The 17,121-nt window shown below is 56.7% G+C and carries 13 protein-coding genes; 12 read left to right on the plus strand and 1 reads right to left on the minus strand.

Going from position 1 to position 17,121, the window contains the following annotated elements; all coding sequences use genetic code 11:
• Nucleotides 1-183: 183 nt before the first annotated feature.
• Nucleotides 184-2,328 carry an elongation factor G gene (gene fusA, locus WJU22_RS26485; RefSeq protein ID WP_341841138.1) on the minus strand — a complete coding sequence of 715 codons (2,145 nt, stop codon included), beginning with the start codon at nucleotides 2,326-2,328 and terminating at the stop codon, nucleotides 184-186.
• 414 nt (nucleotides 2,329-2,742) lie between these two features.
• Here fusA and WJU22_RS26490 point away from each other — a divergent pair, with 414 nt between their 5' ends.
• From WJU22_RS26490 to WJU22_RS26545, 12 genes are all read left to right on the plus strand, one after another.
• The gene (locus tag WJU22_RS26490; RefSeq protein ID WP_341841139.1) at nucleotides 2,743-3,249 is read left to right on the plus strand and encodes a T9SS type A sorting domain-containing protein; all 507 of its coding nucleotides are present in this window, start codon (nucleotides 2,743-2,745) and stop codon (nucleotides 3,247-3,249) included.
• A 16-nt stretch (nucleotides 3,250-3,265) separates the two neighbouring features.
• Nucleotides 3,266-4,426: a type IX secretion system outer membrane channel protein PorV gene (gene porV / locus WJU22_RS26495; RefSeq protein WP_341841140.1), complete on the plus strand. Its 1,161-nt coding sequence runs from the start codon at nucleotides 3,266-3,268 to the stop codon at nucleotides 4,424-4,426.
• Nucleotides 4,427-4,474: 48 nt separating this feature from the next.
• Entirely contained in the window at nucleotides 4,475-4,936 is a 462-nt protein-coding gene (locus tag WJU22_RS26500) for a hypothetical protein (RefSeq protein WP_341841141.1), read from the plus strand.
• Between the two features lie 5 nt (nucleotides 4,937-4,941).
• Entirely contained in the window at nucleotides 4,942-7,500 is a 2,559-nt protein-coding gene (locus WJU22_RS26505; RefSeq protein ID WP_341841142.1) for a hypothetical protein, read from the plus strand.
• Nucleotides 7,497-8,333 carry a hypothetical protein gene (locus WJU22_RS26510; protein WP_341841143.1) on the plus strand — a complete coding sequence of 279 codons (837 nt, stop codon included), beginning with the start codon at nucleotides 7,497-7,499 and terminating at the stop codon, nucleotides 8,331-8,333. Before WJU22_RS26505 ends, WJU22_RS26510 begins: the two co-directional genes overlap by 4 nt.
• 509 nt (nucleotides 8,334-8,842) lie before the next feature.
• Nucleotides 8,843-9,349: a T9SS type A sorting domain-containing protein gene (locus tag WJU22_RS26515; protein WP_341841144.1), complete on the plus strand. Its 507-nt coding sequence runs from the start codon at nucleotides 8,843-8,845 to the stop codon at nucleotides 9,347-9,349.
• Between the two features lie 16 nt (nucleotides 9,350-9,365).
• The gene (porV, locus tag WJU22_RS26520) at nucleotides 9,366-10,526 is read left to right on the plus strand and encodes a type IX secretion system outer membrane channel protein PorV (protein WP_341841145.1); all 1,161 of its coding nucleotides are present in this window, start codon (nucleotides 9,366-9,368) and stop codon (nucleotides 10,524-10,526) included.
• Nucleotides 10,527-10,562: 36 nt separating this feature from the next.
• Nucleotides 10,563-10,982: a hypothetical protein gene (locus WJU22_RS26525; RefSeq protein ID WP_341841146.1), complete on the plus strand. Its 420-nt coding sequence runs from the start codon at nucleotides 10,563-10,565 to the stop codon at nucleotides 10,980-10,982.
• A 5-nt stretch (nucleotides 10,983-10,987) separates the two neighbouring features.
• The gene (locus WJU22_RS26530; protein WP_341841147.1) at nucleotides 10,988-14,713 is read left to right on the plus strand and encodes a hypothetical protein; all 3,726 of its coding nucleotides are present in this window, start codon (nucleotides 10,988-10,990) and stop codon (nucleotides 14,711-14,713) included.
• A 329-nt stretch (nucleotides 14,714-15,042) separates the two neighbouring features.
• On the plus strand, nucleotides 15,043-15,552 hold the full coding sequence (locus tag WJU22_RS26535) for a T9SS type A sorting domain-containing protein (protein WP_341841148.1): 510 nt from the start codon (nucleotides 15,043-15,045) through the stop codon (nucleotides 15,550-15,552).
• A 15-nt stretch (nucleotides 15,553-15,567) separates the two neighbouring features.
• Complete coding sequence (porV, locus tag WJU22_RS26540) at nucleotides 15,568-16,725, plus strand: type IX secretion system outer membrane channel protein PorV (protein WP_341841149.1); 1,158 nt, start codon at nucleotides 15,568-15,570, stop codon at nucleotides 16,723-16,725.
• Between the two features lie 38 nt (nucleotides 16,726-16,763).
• The gene (locus tag WJU22_RS26545) at nucleotides 16,764-17,120 is read left to right on the plus strand and encodes a hypothetical protein (protein WP_341841150.1); all 357 of its coding nucleotides are present in this window, start codon (nucleotides 16,764-16,766) and stop codon (nucleotides 17,118-17,120) included.
• Nucleotide 17,121 lies beyond the last annotated feature (1 nt).

A 17,121-nucleotide genomic window follows, 5' to 3' on the forward strand; every position in this document is an offset into this window, starting at 1 on the left:
CGAACAACAGTCTGGATATATGACGGGGGATGGGCGTGTTATGTTACAGCTGCGGCTGATCCGGCGTTTTAGCCGGCTGAAGCGGGTAAAAAGACGGATGAAATGGACGAGGCAGTGCATGAAAAAAGCCCCCGGAATACCGGAGGGCTTTTTTCTTATTTCTATCTATCAACTTGTGGCTGATTAGGCATTCACTTTACCTTTCACCTTCGCGATCACTTCTTCGGCGATGTTGTTCGGTGCGGGGTTGTAGTGAGAGAACTCCATGATGGAAGTTGCGCGGCCGGAAGACAGGGAGCGGAGTTGGGTTACGTAACCGAACATTTCGCTCAGGGGCACTTTCGCCTTGATAACCTGTGCACCATTGCGGGATTCCATACCTTCCAGCATACCACGACGGCGGTTGAGGTCACCGGTTACGTCGCCCATGTACTGGTCGGGGGTGGTAACTTCCACTTTCATGATGGGTTCGAGCAGAACCGGTTTCGCTTTACGGCCGGCTTCACGGAAGGCGGATTTGGCGCAAAGCTCGAAGGACATTGCGTCGGAGTCCACTGCGTGGAAAGAACCGTCGAACAGGCGAACTTTCAGGGAAGTCAGGGGGAAGTTAGCGAGAACGCCATTGTTCATGGATTGCTCGAAACCTTTCTGAATTGCCGGAATGAATTCTTTCGGAACGGAACCACCGAAGATATCGTTGATGAACTGGAAGGACTTACCGTCGTTTTCTTTCAGCCATTCTGCGTCTGCGGGTCCGATTTCCACCTGGATGTCGGCGAATTTACCACGACCACCGGTTTGTTTCTTGTACACTTCGCGGTGTTCAACCTTGTTGGTGAACGCTTCTTTGTAAGCTACCTGGGGAGCGCCCTGGTTAACTTCCACTTTGAATTCGCGGCGCATACGGTCTACGATGATCTCCAGGTGGAGCTCACCCATCCCGCTCAATACGGTTTGGCCGGTTTCTTCGTCGGTTTTAGCTTTCAGCGTGGGATCTTCTTCCACGAGCTTAGCGATAGCCATACCCATTTTATCAACGTCTGCCTGAGTTTTAGGCTCGATGGCGATGTGGATTACGGGCTCGGGGAAAGACATCGATTCGAGAACGATCGGATGGTTTTCCGCGCAGAGGGTATCACCGGTTTTGATATCTTTAAAACCTACAGCAGCGCCGATATCGCCGGCTTCGATGAAGTCGATCGGGTTCTGCTTGTTGGCGTGCATCTGCATGATACGGCTGATACGCTCGTTTTTGCCGGTGCGGGTGTTCAGCACATAAGAACCTGCGTCCAGATGGCCGGAATAAACCCGGAAGAATGCCAGGCGGCCTACGAACGGATCGGTAGCGATCTTGAACGCGAGGGCAGCGAAGGGTTCTTTAGCGGAGGGTGCGCGCTTGATTTCCTCACCATTGTCGGGATCGGTACCGGTTACGGCTTCAACGTCCATGGGAGAAGGAAGGTAGCGGCAAACGCCGTCGAGCATTTTCTGAACGCCTTTGTTTTTGAAGGAAGAACCGCACATCATGGGGATGATAGCCATGTCGATAGTGGCTTTGCGGATCGCTTCGTGGATTTCGGCTTCGGAGATGGAGTTAGGATCTTCGAAGAATTTTTCCATGAGGGTGTCATCGTATTCAGCAACAGCTTCTACGAGTTTAGCTCTCCATTCTTCGGCTTCTTCCTTCATATCTGCCGGGATTTCGATTTCCTGGTAGGTAGCGCCTTTACCGGCTTCGTCCCAGATGATGCCTTTCATGGTGATCAGGTCAACCACGCCTTTGAAGTGATCTTCAGCGCCGATGGGCAGGGTCAGGGGAACGGGGTTTGCGCCGAGCATTTCCTTCACCTGTTTAACAACGTTCAGGAAGTCTGCACCGGAGCGGTCCATTTTGTTAACGAAACCGATACGGGGTACGCGGTATTTGTTTGCCTGGCGCCAAACCGTTTCGGATTGGGGCTCAACACCGGATACGGCGCAGAACAGGGCAACCAGACCGTCGAGTACGCGCAGGGAGCGTTCTACTTCCACAGTGAAGTCCACGTGGCCCGGGGTATCGATGATATTAAATTTATACTGTTTGGTATCCGGCAGGTTCTGGCCCTGGTTGGTAGGGAAGTTCCAGAAACAAGTGGTAGCAGCAGATGTAATGGTAATACCTCTCTCCTGCTCCTGGGCCATCCAGTCCATGGTAGCGGCTCCTTCGTGAACCTCACCGATTTTGTGAGTCTTACCTGTGTAATACAGGATACGCTCTGTGGTAGTGGTCTTACCGGCATCGATGTGCGCCGCAATACCAAAGTTTCTTTGAAATCTTAAGTCTGCCATAAAAGTAAAATGACTATAAGTAATGCAATTTGGGGGGCAAAGGTAATCTTTTTCTATCAATAAATAAAGCGGTCTGATTTTGTCAAATTGTTAAAAACGCCCTTCCCGTTCAATCCTGCCGCTTATCCGGCCAAAACCGCCAAAAATGAAACGGATTCCGCTAGTCCGTTCACCGGGACAATTTTTATCTAGTTTTACGTTGTCGAAAGCTGAAGAGACCCCATTGTCCTCTAAAAATGAACCGTTTATACAGTAACCGTTTCCCCGGGCCCCAAAGCCGGGGGGATTGCAGCATGGCATCACAGACCGCAAAATGAAGGGCCCTCGTCAACCAGATCGCTCAATGCTTCGTTACCGGTATTTCCAGTAACCATTTTACCCCGTTTTCCAGAACCATCATATAACCATTGTTTTATGAAGCATATTTCTACCAAGCACCTATTGCTTGCCATGTTCCTGGCCATATCGTGGTTGCCAGCCCGTTCGCAGCTGGTACTGGTCAGGCAGGTGGCCGCCTCCTCAGGAGGGTCCGGCATCATCGGCGGCATCCAGTTCGATTACACCATCGGTGAAGCCGCCATTACACCACTGGCCGCGGGGCCCATCCTGCTCACGCAGGGGTTCCAGCAGCCGGAGATCGTGCCGCCCCTGGCCCCGGGGAGCAATCCCATCCTGGATTTCTCACTGTACCCCAACCCGGCACTCACCACCTTCAAGGTCCAGTTCAGCCTCCTGAACAATGCTACCGTTACTTTCCTGCTCATGAACACAGCTGGACAGGTCATGTACCAGGACGTACGTAATTACGCGCCCGGAAAGGTCGTCATCCCGACTTCCGTCGACAAACTGGCATCCGGTATTTATACCGTCATCCTGAAGGTCAACCAGTTCGTTTTCACCGAAAAACTAATTGTTCAATAGCCTAAAACGGTTTAACATGAACCACCTCAAAACCATCCTCCTTCTGGCGGGAATGCTGGCGGTACGCCCGTTGATGGCACAGAAAACCGCCCAGCAGCCCCTCAACGTTGGCGGCTCATTCCTGCTCATCAACCCCGACGCCAGGAGCAACGCAACCGGCGGCGCCGTCACCGGCCTGGAGCCCGACGCCAACGCCATCTACGCCAACGCAGCCAAGCTCCCATTCGCCGGTGACTGGGGCGCCAGCGTTTCCTACTCCCCCTGGATGTGGGACCTCCTCGACAAAAAAACCCACATGGCCTTCGTTTCCGGGTTCAAAACATTCGGGGAACAGCAAAGCCTCGGGGCTTCCGTCAAATATTTCAACTACGGCGATGTCACTTTCCGGGACGAGAACGGTATGGTCCTCCAGCAGTACAAGCCCCGAGAATATGCCGTCGACCTTTCCTACGGCAGGAAGCTCGGCAGCCAGTTTGCCCTCGCCGTCACCGGGCGGTACATCCGCTCCGAGCTCGGCAACGGTACCTACAACGGGCAGCTGCAGAAACCCGCATCCGCCGTGGCAGGCGATATCAGCCTCTATTCCCAGGGATATGCCAACCATATCGAAGGCAATAACCGCTGGGCATGGGGCGTCAGCTTCACCAACATCGGCACCAAGCTGTCTTACACCGACGACGTAGGATCCAAGACCTTCCTGCCCATGAACCTCCGCATCGGCGGCGGATACACTTTCGTGCGGACGGAAGACCACAAGTTCACGCTCGCCGTTGACGTCAACAAGCTCCTCGTTCCCACCCCTCCCATCTACAAACTCGACCCCGACGGTAACCCCACCGGCGAGATCGAGAAAGGCAAAGACCCCGACAGGAGCGTGGTGGAATCCATCTTCACCTCCTTCAGCGATGCGCCGGGAGGGTTCCGGGAAGAAGTCAGCGAGTTTTCCTTTGCCGGAGGCATCGAATACGCCTACCAGAACAACTTCTTCGTGCGGACGGGCTACTTCTACGAAGACCCCGCCAAAGGCAACCGACAGCAGTTCTCGGCGGGCTTCGGCGTAAGGGTGCAGGGCTTCCAGCTCGACTTCGCCTATCTCGTGCCCACCGGCGGAAGTCTCCGCCAGCGCAAGAGCATGAACTTCACCATTATGTACACTCCTTTCAGGGATAACAGATAACCTCTCAGATAACCTCTCAGATAACCTCTCATTGATAAAGCACTCGTCATGAATAAAATTCTCATATGCATCATTCTCCTGCTGGGCACCGCGGTTACGACTGCAAGGGCGCAGCAGCCGGCAAGAAAGGCCGATGATGGATCCAGTATTCGTCAACGTATGTTCAGCGATTACGATCAGGCCGCGGCGAAAAGCCGGTCGGGACTGACAAATGCCTCCAAACCGAAGGAAGCCACCATCTCGTCGTCGCAGGCGCTTAAACAACACATTTTCCCCGGGGCGAACGGCGGAGGCGGCATCCCGCGAAATATCCCGGCCGGTGCGCGCAAGGCAAATGCGGCAGCAGCAAAATCTTCCGCACAAATGCCCAGCAACCTGTCGGCCGCCGAAGCCGCCCAGAAAGCCCAGGATCCCAAAGCAGCCAAGGTAGCCCCGGCCGACCTGGGAGCGCAAGGCAAAGAGCCCCCGCTGCATTTCGAAAAACCCAAAGCGCCCACCTCTAAAAACTGAGCACCATGAAAAAAACACTATACCTCCTCTTATTTATGATATCGGCCACCATCGGAAGTTACGCGCAGAGCGGGCTTTCGGGGATCAACTACCAGGCGGTGGCCCGAAATAGCAATGGTACCGTATTGGCCAACCAGGCGGTGAGCGTCCGGTTTTCCGTACGCGGTGGCGGTCCGAACGGCGCCGTGCAATACCAGGAAACGCATAATACCGCCACCAATGCCATCGGCCTGTTTACGTTGCAGGTGGGGCGCGGTACGCCCGTGACCGGTACTTTCGCCGGTGTGCCCTGGGGCAACGCCAACCAGTTCCTTCAAGTGGAAGTGAATACGGGCGGTGGTTTCCAGACATTGGGCACCAACCAGCTCATGAGCGTTCCCTTCGCACAATTCGCTGCGAACGGTAATCCTGGCCCTGCCGGTCCGCAAGGGCCTGCCGGGCCTGCGGGACCTGTGGGCGCTATTGGCCCTGTAGGGCCTGTTGGGCCGATCGGGCCTGCGGGCGCACAAGGGCCTGTTGGAGCCGCCGGACCGGTTGGGCCCATTGGGCCGATCGGACCTGCGGGTGCTGTAGGGCCTGCCGGGCCTGTGGGCGCGGCCGGACCCGTTGGGCCAGTTGGGCCGATAGGGCCTGCAGGCGCTGTTGGCCCCGCCGGGCCTGTGGGCGCGGCCGGACCGGTTGGGCCCATTGGGCCGATCGGACCTGCAGGCGCTGTTGGCCCCGCCGGGCCTGTGGGCGCGGCCGGACCGGTTGGGCCCATTGGACCGATCGGACCTGCGGGTGCTGTAGGGCCTGCCGGGCCTGTGGGCGCGGCCGGACCGGTTGGGCCCATTGGGCCGATCGGACCTGCTGGCGCTGTTGGCCCCGCCGGGCCTGTTGGGCCTGCTGGCCCTGCCGGTGCAGTTGGGGCGATGGGCCCTGCCGGACCGATCGGGCCGATTGGACCCGCCGGGCCTGTTGGCCCTGCCGGACCTGCGGGCGACATCAACGGTGTAGCTGCAGGCGGATCGCTCAGCGGAACCTATCCCAATCCAACTATCGCCAACAATGCAGTAGGCACCACGCAAGTGGCGGATGGCTCCATCACCCTTCCCAAACTCGCCCCGGGAGTGATTCCGACGAGCCTGCCTCCGAATGGGGCCGCAGGTGGCGACCTGGGTGGAAACTATCCTAACCCCAACGTAGCCAAAATCCAGACCGTACCCGTATCCAATGCGGTGCCGGCAGCAGGACAGGTTTTAAAATTCGATGGCGTGAGCTGGACGCCGGCGGCAGATAATGCCGGTGGCGGCGGGCTTACGCTCCCCTATGCTGCGGTCGAAAACAATGCGGCTACGCTGTTTTCCATCACGAATAACGGTGACGGCTCTTCGCTGGAAGGCGTGAACAACACGGCCACCAGCAATATCGCAGCGATACGCGGAATTGTTTCATCGGCTGCGCCGGGCGGATTTTCCTCAGCGGTCAGAGGTATTAATAATGGTACCGGTGGCCTCGGGGTTGGCGTGTATGGATCGCAGAACGGTTCCGGCTGGGGCGTTTACGGTACTACCCCGAATGGTTTGGGCGTATACGGCAACGCGTCGGCAAACGGTTACGGTGTATATGCCAACAGCAATACCGGCACCGGTTTACAGGCAACGAGCAACAACGGCATTCCCGCCAGTCTGTCTATCTTCAATAACTCAAACAACAACAACGTACTGGCGGCAAATACCGTCGGCAACGGCACTGTTATCAATGTAACGACAACGGGAAATGGCGCTGGCGTAAGAGCTTCTACCGGTGCGGGTTTCGCCATACATGGCATCACCAGTTCAGTATCCAGTGCGGGTGTGATAGGTGATAACAACGGCGGCGGTGAAGCCGTAGTTGGCCGTACCACCAGCGACATCGCCGGTGCGGTAGTGGGCAGGAACGATGGCGGTGGATATGGTGTGCGCGGGTTCATATCTACCAGTACTGCAGGAACGGCTGTAGGTGTGTTGGGACAGGTGGGCCTGAACAACAGTACCGGCCGCGCGGGACGATTCGAAAACTTCAACAATACCAATACCACCGGCAATACGCTGGAAGTGGAAACCAACGGTAATGGCAATATCCCGGACAATACGCAGGGCAATGCCGCGTCTTTCCTGGTCGACAATACGAACAGTGTAGCCGCCGCCGTGAGAGGCGAAGTGAAAACGATCTTCGGCAACTTCGGCGCCGCGGGTATCTTCGGGATATCTTCCGGAACGGGAGGTTTTGCGGGATTGTTCCATTCGTCTAACCCTTCCGGCAATGGTGCGGCACTGGTTTCTATCCAGGACGGCAACGGCAACGCGATCACCGCCAATGCCAGCAAAGATGGCAATGCGGTGGAAGCAAATATCGACGGAGGCGGCAACGCCCTCTATGCATGGGTCCCTTCTTTTGCGACCGGCCGCGCGGGACGGTTCGAAATTTTCAATGAAGACAATACCAGCAATGTGATCTCGGCAAAAACCGTAGGTAACGGTATCGCCGGGAACTTTATGGTGGACAGGGTGACCGGGACTTCCGCGGCGGTAAGGGGGAAGTGAATTCCCAGTTCGCCAACTTCGGCACTGCGGGCATTTACGGGATTTCTTCCGGGACCGGTGGTTTTGCGGGCCTGTTCCATGCGAGCAATCCCGCGGGGAATGGCCCGGCGCTCATTGCGATCGCGGATGGTAACGGTAACGGTATCACAGCGAACGCGTCCAATACCGGCGACGGGGTGGAAACCACGGCAGACGGGACAGGTAGCGCCATTTACGCGTGGGTGCCCAACTTCGGGAATGGCCGCGCGGGCAGGCTGGTGAACTACAACACGGGAAATACCAATCCTGTATTGACGGTTGAACAACATAGCAATGGCTCCATCGCACTATTCAAATCCGGCAATCCCGGAACAGTGAACGTGGCGCGCATCAACTCTGCCGGCCGCGGTTTCTTCAATGGCGGAACGCAGAACAGCGGCGCCGACCTTGCCGAGGCATTTGACGTGGAAGGCGCCATGAGCGCATATGAGCCAGGCGATGTGATGGTCATTTCCACCAGCAGCGACCGCAAAATGGAAAAATCATCCGAAGCCTATTCTACCCTGGTAGCCGGCGTTTACGCCACCAAGCCGGGCGTTTTGCTGACAGAACAGGAAGGTGTGGAAGATGTGACCGATCAAGTACCCGTGGGCGTTGTGGGCGTTATCCCCACCAAAGTCTGCGACGAAGGCGGCCCTATCCGCCGCGGCGACCTGCTCGTTACTTCCAGCAAAGCCGGATATGCCATGAAGGCCGACCCGAAGAAACTGCAACATGGCCAGATCCTCGGAAAAGCCCTCCAGGAACTGACTTCCGGTACCGGAAAGATCAAGGTGCTCGTGAATGTGAAATAGTTTTTTTCATCCCGATATAAACCGTACGAAAACATTTTTGACGAGAGCAAGGGTATATGTATGGTTTTGTGTATGGCTGCCTCTTCTGGGGCAGCCTCTTTTTCGCTTTCTTTTTTTATGATTCGTCCAATGTCATTCATTGTTAATTTTTTATCTTACGTTTCGATTGGAGCTATCTATACTTACGGAATACGATACCCCCAGATCTTCCCCCATACTTAACCATCTTTGTTGAAAGGACGCGATGCAGCCCTGGCTGCGCCTATTTACCTTCCCGCCTATACGAAATCATTGATTTGAATGTGAGAGCGCATGCCCGGATGGGGCCTGTCCATTTTATCCGATTACCACTGAAAGCTGCCGTTAGCACCGGAACCATTTCAACCGTCTTCGCAATTACTTTTTGAACCCTGTGATTTGATGTCTGTCCCAGCCTCGAAATGGCGAAGCCATGCCATCCTTTCAGATCGCACAACCCAGTATTCATAACCCTTTGATATCCGATCTTTATGAAGTCAAATTCTACGAAACACCTCTTATTGGCTATGTTCCTGGCCATATCGTGGCTGCCGGCCCGTTCGCAGCTGGTACTGGTCAGGCAGGTGGCCGCCTCCTCAGGAGGGTCCGGCATCATCGGCGGCATCCAGTTCGATTACACCATCGGTGAAGCCGCCATTACACCACTGGCCGCGGGGCCCATCCTGCTCACGCAGGGGTTCCAGCAGCCGGAGATCGTGCCGCCCCTGGCCCCGGGGAGCAATCCCATCCTGGATTTCTCACTGTACCCCAACCCGGCACTCACCACCTTCAAGGTCCAGTTCAGCCTCCTGAACAATGCCACCGTCACCTTCCTGCTCATGAACACAGCTGGACAGGTCATGTACCAGGACGTACGTAATTACGCACCGGGCAAGGTCGTCATCCCGACTTCCGTCGACAAACTGGCATCCGGTATTTATACCGTCATCCTGAAGGTCAACCAGTTCGTTTTCACCGAAAAACTAATTGTTCAATAGCCTAAAACGGTTTAACATGAACCACCTCAAAACCATCCTCCTTCTGGCGGGAATGCTGGCGGTACGCCCGTTGATGGCACAGAAAACCGCCCAGCAGCCTCTTAACGTTGGCGGCTCATTCCTGCTCATCAACCCCGATGCCAGGAGCAACGCAACCGGCGGCGCCGTCACCGGCCTGGAGCCCGACGCCAACGCCATCTACGCCAACGCAGCCAAGCTCCCGTTCGCGGGTGACTGGGGCGCCAGCGTTTCCTACTCCCCCTGGATGTGGGACCTCCTCGACAAAAAAACCCACATGGCCTTCGTTTCCGGGTTCAAAACATTCGGGGAACAGCAGAGCCTCGGGGCCGCCGTCAAATATTTCAACTACGGCGATGTCACTTTCCGGGACGAGAACGGCATGGTCCTCCAGCAGTACAAGCCCCGAGAATATGCCGTCGACCTTTCCTACGGCAGGAAGCTCGGCAGCCAGTTCGCCCTCGCCGTCACCGGGCGGTACATCCGCTCCGAGCTCGGCAACGGTACCTACAACGGGCAGCTGCAGAAACCCGCATCCGCAGTGGCAGGGGATATCAGTCTCTATTCCCAGGGATATGCCAACCATATCGAAGGCAATAACCGCTGGGCATGGGGCGTCAGCTTCACCAACATCGGCACCAAGCTGTCTTACACCGACGACGTAGGATCCAAGACCTTCCTGCCCATGAACCTCCGCATCGGCGGCGGATACACTTTCGTGCGGACGGAAGACCACAAGTTCACGCTCGCCGTTGACGTCAACAAGCTCCTCGTCCCCACCCCTCCCATCTACAAACTCGACCCCGACGGTAACCCCACCGGCGAGATCGAAAAAGGCAAAGACCCCGACAGGAGCGTGGTGGAATCCATCTTCACCTCCTTCAGCGATGCGCCGGGAGGGTTCCGGGAAGAAGTCAGCGAGTTCTCCTTTGCGGGAGGCATCGAATACGCCTACCAGAACAACTTCTTCGTGCGGACGGGCTACTTCTACGAAGACCCCGCCAAAGGCAACCGGCAGCAGTTCTCGGCGGGCTTCGGCGTGAGGGTGCAGGGCTTCCAGCTCGACTTCGCCTACCTCGTGCCCACCGGTGGAAGCCTCCGCCAGCGCAAGAGCATGAACTTCACCATTATGTACACTCCTTTCAGGGATAACAGATAACCGAAACCTTTCTTTTCAATGATAAATCACCTATCCATGTACAGATTATTCATACTCACTTCCCTCCTGCTGCTCACCGGGTTTGCCGGAGCATACGCCCAAAAAGCGCCGGACGACGGCCGAAGCCTTAAGGAACGGCTTTTCAAGGAAGGCATCCCCAAAACGATCAAAACCCAAACAACCAAATCTCCGGAAGCTGCCATCACCAGCAAACAGGCTTTGCGGCAACACATTTTCCCCGGCAGTCCATCGGCCCCGGCGACTACGTTCAAAAAGAGCCAGTCCCAAAGCAAGAATGCAGGTGGAACACAGCTTCCGTCCAGCGCATCAGGCGCGGACGCTGCGAAAAAAGAAAGCGTTAAAGCAGCAGCGGTGAAGCCCGTTGACCTCAATGCGCAAGGCAAGGAACCTTCGCTTCACTATGAGAAAGCCAAAGTAAATACCCCTAAAAACTGAGCACGATGAAGAAAACGTTATTCACCATATTCATTTGCATGACGATCGCGCTGGGCAGTTACGCCCAGTCGGGCCTGTCGGGCATCAATTACCAGGCAGTTGCGCGCAACAGTAACGGCACTGTGCTGGCGAACCAGGCGGTAAGCGTCCGGTTTTCCGTACGCGGTGGCGGCCCTAACGGCGCCGTGCAATACCAGGAAACGCATAATACGGCCACCAATGCCATCGGCCTGTTTACGTTGCAGGTGGGGCGTGGTACGCCCGTGACCGGTACTTTCGCCGGTGTGCCCTGGGGCAACGCCAACCAGTTCCTTCAGGTGGAAGTGAATACGGGCGGTGGGTTCCAGACATTAGGCACCAACCAGCTCATGAGCGTTCCCTTCGCACAATTCGCTGCGAACGGTAATCCGGGCCCTGCCGGTCCGCAAGGGCCTGCCGGGCCTGTTGGACCGGTAGGCGCTATTGGGCCTGTGGGGCCTGCCGGCGCTACCGGGCCCGCCGGAGCACAAGGGCCAGCGGGACCGGTTGGGCCGATCGGGCCAACCGGCGCTGACGGAGCGGTTGGGCCAGTAGGGCCTGCCGGGCCGGTGGGTGCAGCCGGGCCCGTTGGACCTGTGGGGCCGATCGGGCCTGCGGGTGCTGTAGGGCCTGTTGGCCCCGTGGGTGCGGCCGGGCCAGTTGGGCCCGTTGGGCCGGCGGGTGCTGATGGAGCCGTTGGGCCACAAGGGCCCGTTGGACCTGCAGGGCCTGTGGGTGCCGCTGGTGCTGACGGAGCCGTTGGACCACAAGGGCCTGTTGGGCCTGCTGGTGCAGTAGGTGCCGCTGGCCCTCAAGGCCCTGTTGGGCCTGCTGGCGCTGCCGGTGCTGATGGAGCTGTTGGGCCGCAAGGGCCTGCCGGCCCTGCCGGAGCGGTTGGCGCCGCCGGGCCACAAGGCCCCGTTGGGCCTGCTGGCGCTGCCGGTGCAGACGGAGCTGTTGGGCCACAAGGCCCCGTTGGGCCTGCTGGCGCTGCCGGTGCAGACGGAGCTGTTGGGCCTCAAGGACCTGCGGGACCAGTGGGGGCCGCCGGGCCGCAAGGCCCCGTTGGGCCTGCTGGCGCAGCCGGTGCAGACGGAGCCGTAGGGCCTCAAGGGCCTGCGGGACCTGTGGGAGCCGCCGGGCCACAAGGCCCCGTTGGGCCTGCTGGCGCTACCGGTGCTGACGGAGCCGTTGGGCCTCAAGGGCCTGCGGGACCAATTGGCCCCATCGGCCCCTCCGGACCTGCCGGGCCGCAAGGCCCTGCCGGAGACATTAACGGCGTTGCTGCAGGCGGATCGCTCAGCGGAACTTATCCCAATCCCACCATCGCAAACGACGCAGTAGGTACTACGCAAGTGGCGGATGGTTCCATCACCCTTCCCAAACTCGCGGCAGGAGTGATCCCTACGAGCTTGCCTCCGAATGGCGCAGCAGGCGGCGATCTCGGTGGAACTTATCCCAATCCCATCGTCGCAAAGATCCAGGCCACACCGGTTTCCAATACGGCACCGGTAGCCGGTCAGGTATTGAAATACGATGGCGTAAACTGGATACCTTCGGCGGATAATGCCGGTGGTGGCGGGCTTACGCTCCCTTACTCGGCGGTCGAAAACAATGCGGCCACGCTGTTTTCCATCACGAACAATGGAGATGGCACCTCGCTGGAAGGTGTTAACAATACAACTACATCCAATATTGCTACGGTGCGTGGGGTTGTTTCTCCGGAGTCGCCGGGTGGTTTCTCGTCCGGTGTTCGCGGTATCAATAATGGTACGGGTGGCCTGGGGATTGGTGTCTGGGGATCGCAGAATGGTTCCGGATGGGGTGTTTACGGCTCTACCCCTAATGGGTTGGGCGTTTATGGAAACGCTTCCGCAAACGGATATGGCGTATATGCCAATAGCAATACCGGGACAGGGCTCAATGCTACCAGCAACAATGGCATTCCCGCCAACTTCTCCATCTTTAATAATTCGAACAACAATAATGTAGTTGTCGCCAATACGGTGGGCAACGGTACGGTAGTCAACGTAACCACTTCCGGGAACGGCGCCGGGGTGCGTTCCTCCACCATCGCAGGATTCGGTGTGCATGGCATCACCAGTTCGCAGACCAGCGCAGGTGTGGTAGGTGATAACAACGGCGGCGGCGAAGCCGTAGTGGGCCGCACCACCAGCGATATCGCAGGTGCGGTAGTTGGCAGGAACGATGGCGGTGGATATGGCGTGCGTGGATTCATCGCTACAAATACATCCAATACAGGTGTAGGGGTGCTTGGACAAGTAGGCTTGAACAACAGTACCGGCCGTGCGGGACGATTCGAAAATTTCAATACCGCCAATACGGATGCCAATATCCTGGAAGTGGTGTCTAACAGCCTGGGCAACATTCCCGACAATACCCTCGGCAACGCCTCCTCCTTCCTGCTGGATAATAACAACAGTGTAGGCGCCGCCGTTAGAGCGGAAGTAAACACCATCTTCGGGAACTTCGGTGCTGCCGGCGTATTCGGGATTTCTTCCGGGACCGGTGGCCGGGCAGGCCTGTTTTATGCCTCCAACCCTGCCGGTAACGGTGCATCCCTGATCGCCCTCACAGACGGCAACGGCAACGCCATCACCGCCAATGCAGGCAAAGACGGTAATGCGGTAGAAGCTAATATCGACGGTGCCGGTACTGCCGTTTATGGCTGGGTGCCGACATTTTCGACAGGCCGCGCCGGAAGGTTTGAAATCTTCAATGAAAACAATGATAACGAAGTAATTAAAGTACAAACCGTAGGTAATGGTATCGCAGGTAGTTTTATGGTAGACAGAACAACCGGTACCAAACCCGCAGTAAAAGGCGAAGTAAATTCGCAATTCGCCAACTTCGGAACAGCCGGCATTTTCGGTGAATCTTCGGGAACGGGCGGCTATGCCGGCCTATTCTATTCATCCAACCCAGCAGGCAACGGGCCGGCCTTGTTAGCCCTCACGGAAGGCACCGGCAACGGCATCACCGCCAATGCCGGAGGAAACGGCGACGGCGTGGAAGCTTCCTGCGACGGGGGCGGTAATGCCATTTCCGGCTTCATTCCCAACTTCGGTACGGGCAAGGCCGCACGGTTCGCCAACTTCAATAATGCCAATAGTCAGCCTGTGGTCCACGTCACCACAACAGGAACAGGCAACACCATGTTGATCAACCACCAGGGCGCTAGCGGCAGCATTGCCGTTTTCCAAAGTGCAAGCAGCAACGTGGCACGCATCAACAAAGCTGGCCGCGGGTTCTTCAACGGTGGTACCCAAAACAGCGGGGCAGACATCGCCGAAGCATTCGATGTTCATGGCGACCTCAACGCCTATGAAACCGGAGACGTGCTCGTGATCTCCAAAAGCAAAGACCGGATGGTCGAAAAATCGGCGCAGCCCTACTCCACCCTCGTTGCCGGCGTTTACGCCACCAAACCCGGCGTGTTGCTGACCGAACAGGAAGGCACCGACGAAGTGGAAGGACAGGTACCCATGGGTGTGGTAGGCGTTATTCCCACCAAAGTCTGCGACGAAGGCGGCCCCATCTCCCGCGGCGATCTCCTCGTAACTTCCAGCAGGCCCGGCTACGCCATGAAAGCCGATCCCGACAAAGTGAAAACCGGCCAGGTGCTCGGCAAAGCCCTCCAGGAACTCGCTTCCGGGACCGGAAAAATAAAAGTGCTGGTGAATGTGAAATAACACAAACTTCGTTTAGCCACGCTACGATGGCCGCTTCCAGTGGAAGCGGCCATTTTTATTTCATAACATTTCGTTTCGCAGGTCGCGATTCGCTTCGATTATTGTTTACATTTATATAACTTGCGCCAGACAGCAACCATGCTTCGTACCATTTCCCGATTTTAACCATCGTTTTGAAGACTAGCGGCAGCTACGCCGGATTATTTTGCCATACTTTACTTGAATGTATTGTTTATCCGCTGATGTGTCTTAACTGATATATCGGTACACCTTTTTTATGTTCCGGCGAAACGAAATTCGTTGCGCCGACCTCAAAGCATATCCTACTGATGATGAAGACGTATCCTTATAAATTCCTGATCATTCCTTTACTGATCGCGGCTTTCAGCTTGCCGGCCCGCGCGCAGCTGGTGTTGGTAAGGCAGGTGTTCGCCGCTTCCGGCGGCTCCGGAATCGCCGGCGGCATTCTTTTCGACTACACGATCGGTGAACCTTCCATTACGCCATTCACAACCGGAAAACTTCTGCTGACACAGGGTTTCCAGCAGCCGGACGTATTGCCCTCGCTGGCTCCCGGCAAAAATCCGGTGGTCGATTTTTCGCTTTTCCCCAATCCGGCGCTCACCACTTTTAAAATCCAGTTCAACCTGCTGACCGATGCTACGGTTTCGTTTATGTTGATGAATACCGCCGGGCAAGTGGTTTTCCAGGACGTACGGAATTTCGCGCCGGGGAAAGTGGTGATACCCACGTCCGTCGACAAACTGGCCGCCGGTATTTACACGGTGGTCGTGAAAGTGAATGCTTTCGTACTGACGGAAAAACTGATCGTTCAATAGTCTAACCCGGAAACCATGAAGTTTTATCAATTCATACCCGCTTTGGCGGGATTGCTGGCCGCATGTCCGCTGATGGCACAGAAAACCGCGCAACGGCCCGTCAATGTGGGCGGCACTTTCCTCCTCGTGAACCCGGATGCCCGCAGCAGCGCGCTCGGCGGAACCATTACCGGGCTTGAGCCCGATGCCAACGCGATATTCGGCAACGCCGCCAAACTCCCCTTCGCCGGCGAATACGGCGCCAGCGTTTCCTACTCTCCCTGGATGTGGGACCTCTCCGACAAAAAGACCCACATGACTTACCTTTCCGGCTTCAAAACCTGGAACGGCCAGGAAACCCTCGGCGCCTCGGTCAAATATTTCAATTATGGAGACGCTACTTTCCGTGACGAAAACGGCAATCTCCTCCAGCAGTACAAACCCCGCGAATACGCCATAGACCTCGCTTACGCCCGGAAGCTCGGCAGCAGCCTGGCACTGGCGGTCACGGCAAGGTACATCCGCAGCGAACTGGGGAACGGCACTTACAACGGGCAATTGCAAAAACCGGCTTCCGGCGTGGCGGGAGATGTGAGCCTGTACTCGCAAGGGTATGCCGATCATGTCGAAGGCAACAACCGCTATGCCTGGGGCGTCAGCCTTACCAATATCGGCACCAAATTATCGTATACCGACGCGAGCGATTCCCGGGCCTTTTTGCCCATGAACATTCGTATCGGTGGCGGATATACGTTCGTTCGGACGGAAGATCATAAGTTCACCCTGGCCGCGGATATCAACAAACTCCTCGTTCCCACATCCCCCACTTACAAATCCGACGCAAACGGCATCCCGACCGGTGAGATCGATAAAGGGAAAGATCCGGACAGAAGCGTGGTGGAATCCATCTTCACGTCATTCTCCGACGCTCCGGGCGGTTTCCGCGAAGAAATGCGCGAATGCTCGTTTTCAGGCGGCATCGAATACGCTTACCAGGATATTTTCTTTGCCAGGACCGGCTATTTCTACGAACATCCCGACAAAGGCAGTCGCCAGCAATTCTCGACCGGGTTTGGCGTTCGCGTGAGCGGCTTCCAGCTCGATTTCGCCTATCTCGTGCCCACCGGGCCGAGTATCCGGCAGCGCAAAAGCATGCATTTCACATTGCTGTACACACCTTTCCGCGATAAATAATCCCGCATCCATATCCTCAATTTTAAAAAATTATGTCAATGAATAAGATCCCAACACTAACTGTATCGATCCTGGTGATGGCTTGCTGTCACGCCCGGGCGCAGCAATCGAGCCCTCAGCAGGCGCGGCCTGTGGAAGCCAGCATCAATTCCCCTTCGGCGATGCTACAATTCCTGTTCCCCTCCTACAAACCGGGCCAGGCGATGCCCATGGCTGCAAGGAAAATGCAGGCGCCGCAAAATTCCGGCGATGCAAAACTGGTTTCTGCCCAGTCTGCCACGGAAGCGGCGCAGAAAAACAATCCCAACCTGGCCGTGAAACCTTTGCCTACCACAGTTCCCAGCCAGGGTCAGCAACCTTCCACGACTTATATCCCCAGTGCTCCTAAAAAATGAT

Origin of the sequence: Chitinophaga caseinilytica (assembly GCF_038396765.1) — a bacterium.
GTDB lineage: Bacteria > Bacteroidota > Bacteroidia > Chitinophagales > Chitinophagaceae > Chitinophaga > Chitinophaga caseinilytica.

What these genes read in the sequence shown, in the direction of transcription:
- fusA (WP_341841138.1), bottom strand. Translation starts at nt 2,328, where the DNA reads ATGGCAGACTTAAGATTTCAAAGAAACTTTGGTATTGCGGCGCACATC.
- WJU22_RS26490 (WP_341841139.1), top strand. Translation starts at nt 2,743, where the DNA reads ATGAAGCATATTTCTACCAAGCACCTATTGCTTGCCATGTTCCTGGCC.
- porV (WP_341841140.1), top strand. Translation starts at nt 3,266, where the DNA reads ATGAACCACCTCAAAACCATCCTCCTTCTGGCGGGAATGCTGGCGGTA.
- WJU22_RS26500 (WP_341841141.1), top strand. Translation starts at nt 4,475, where the DNA reads ATGAATAAAATTCTCATATGCATCATTCTCCTGCTGGGCACCGCGGTT.
- WJU22_RS26505 (WP_341841142.1), top strand. Translation starts at nt 4,942, where the DNA reads ATGAAAAAAACACTATACCTCCTCTTATTTATGATATCGGCCACCATC.
- WJU22_RS26515 (WP_341841144.1), top strand. Translation starts at nt 8,843, where the DNA reads ATGAAGTCAAATTCTACGAAACACCTCTTATTGGCTATGTTCCTGGCC.
- porV (WP_341841145.1), top strand. Translation starts at nt 9,366, where the DNA reads ATGAACCACCTCAAAACCATCCTCCTTCTGGCGGGAATGCTGGCGGTA.
- WJU22_RS26525 (WP_341841146.1), top strand. Translation starts at nt 10,563, where the DNA reads ATGTACAGATTATTCATACTCACTTCCCTCCTGCTGCTCACCGGGTTT.
- WJU22_RS26530 (WP_341841147.1), top strand. Translation starts at nt 10,988, where the DNA reads ATGAAGAAAACGTTATTCACCATATTCATTTGCATGACGATCGCGCTG.
- WJU22_RS26535 (WP_341841148.1), top strand. Translation starts at nt 15,043, where the DNA reads ATGATGAAGACGTATCCTTATAAATTCCTGATCATTCCTTTACTGATC.
- porV (WP_341841149.1), top strand. Translation starts at nt 15,568, where the DNA reads ATGAAGTTTTATCAATTCATACCCGCTTTGGCGGGATTGCTGGCCGCA.
- WJU22_RS26545 (WP_341841150.1), top strand. Translation starts at nt 16,764, where the DNA reads ATGAATAAGATCCCAACACTAACTGTATCGATCCTGGTGATGGCTTGC.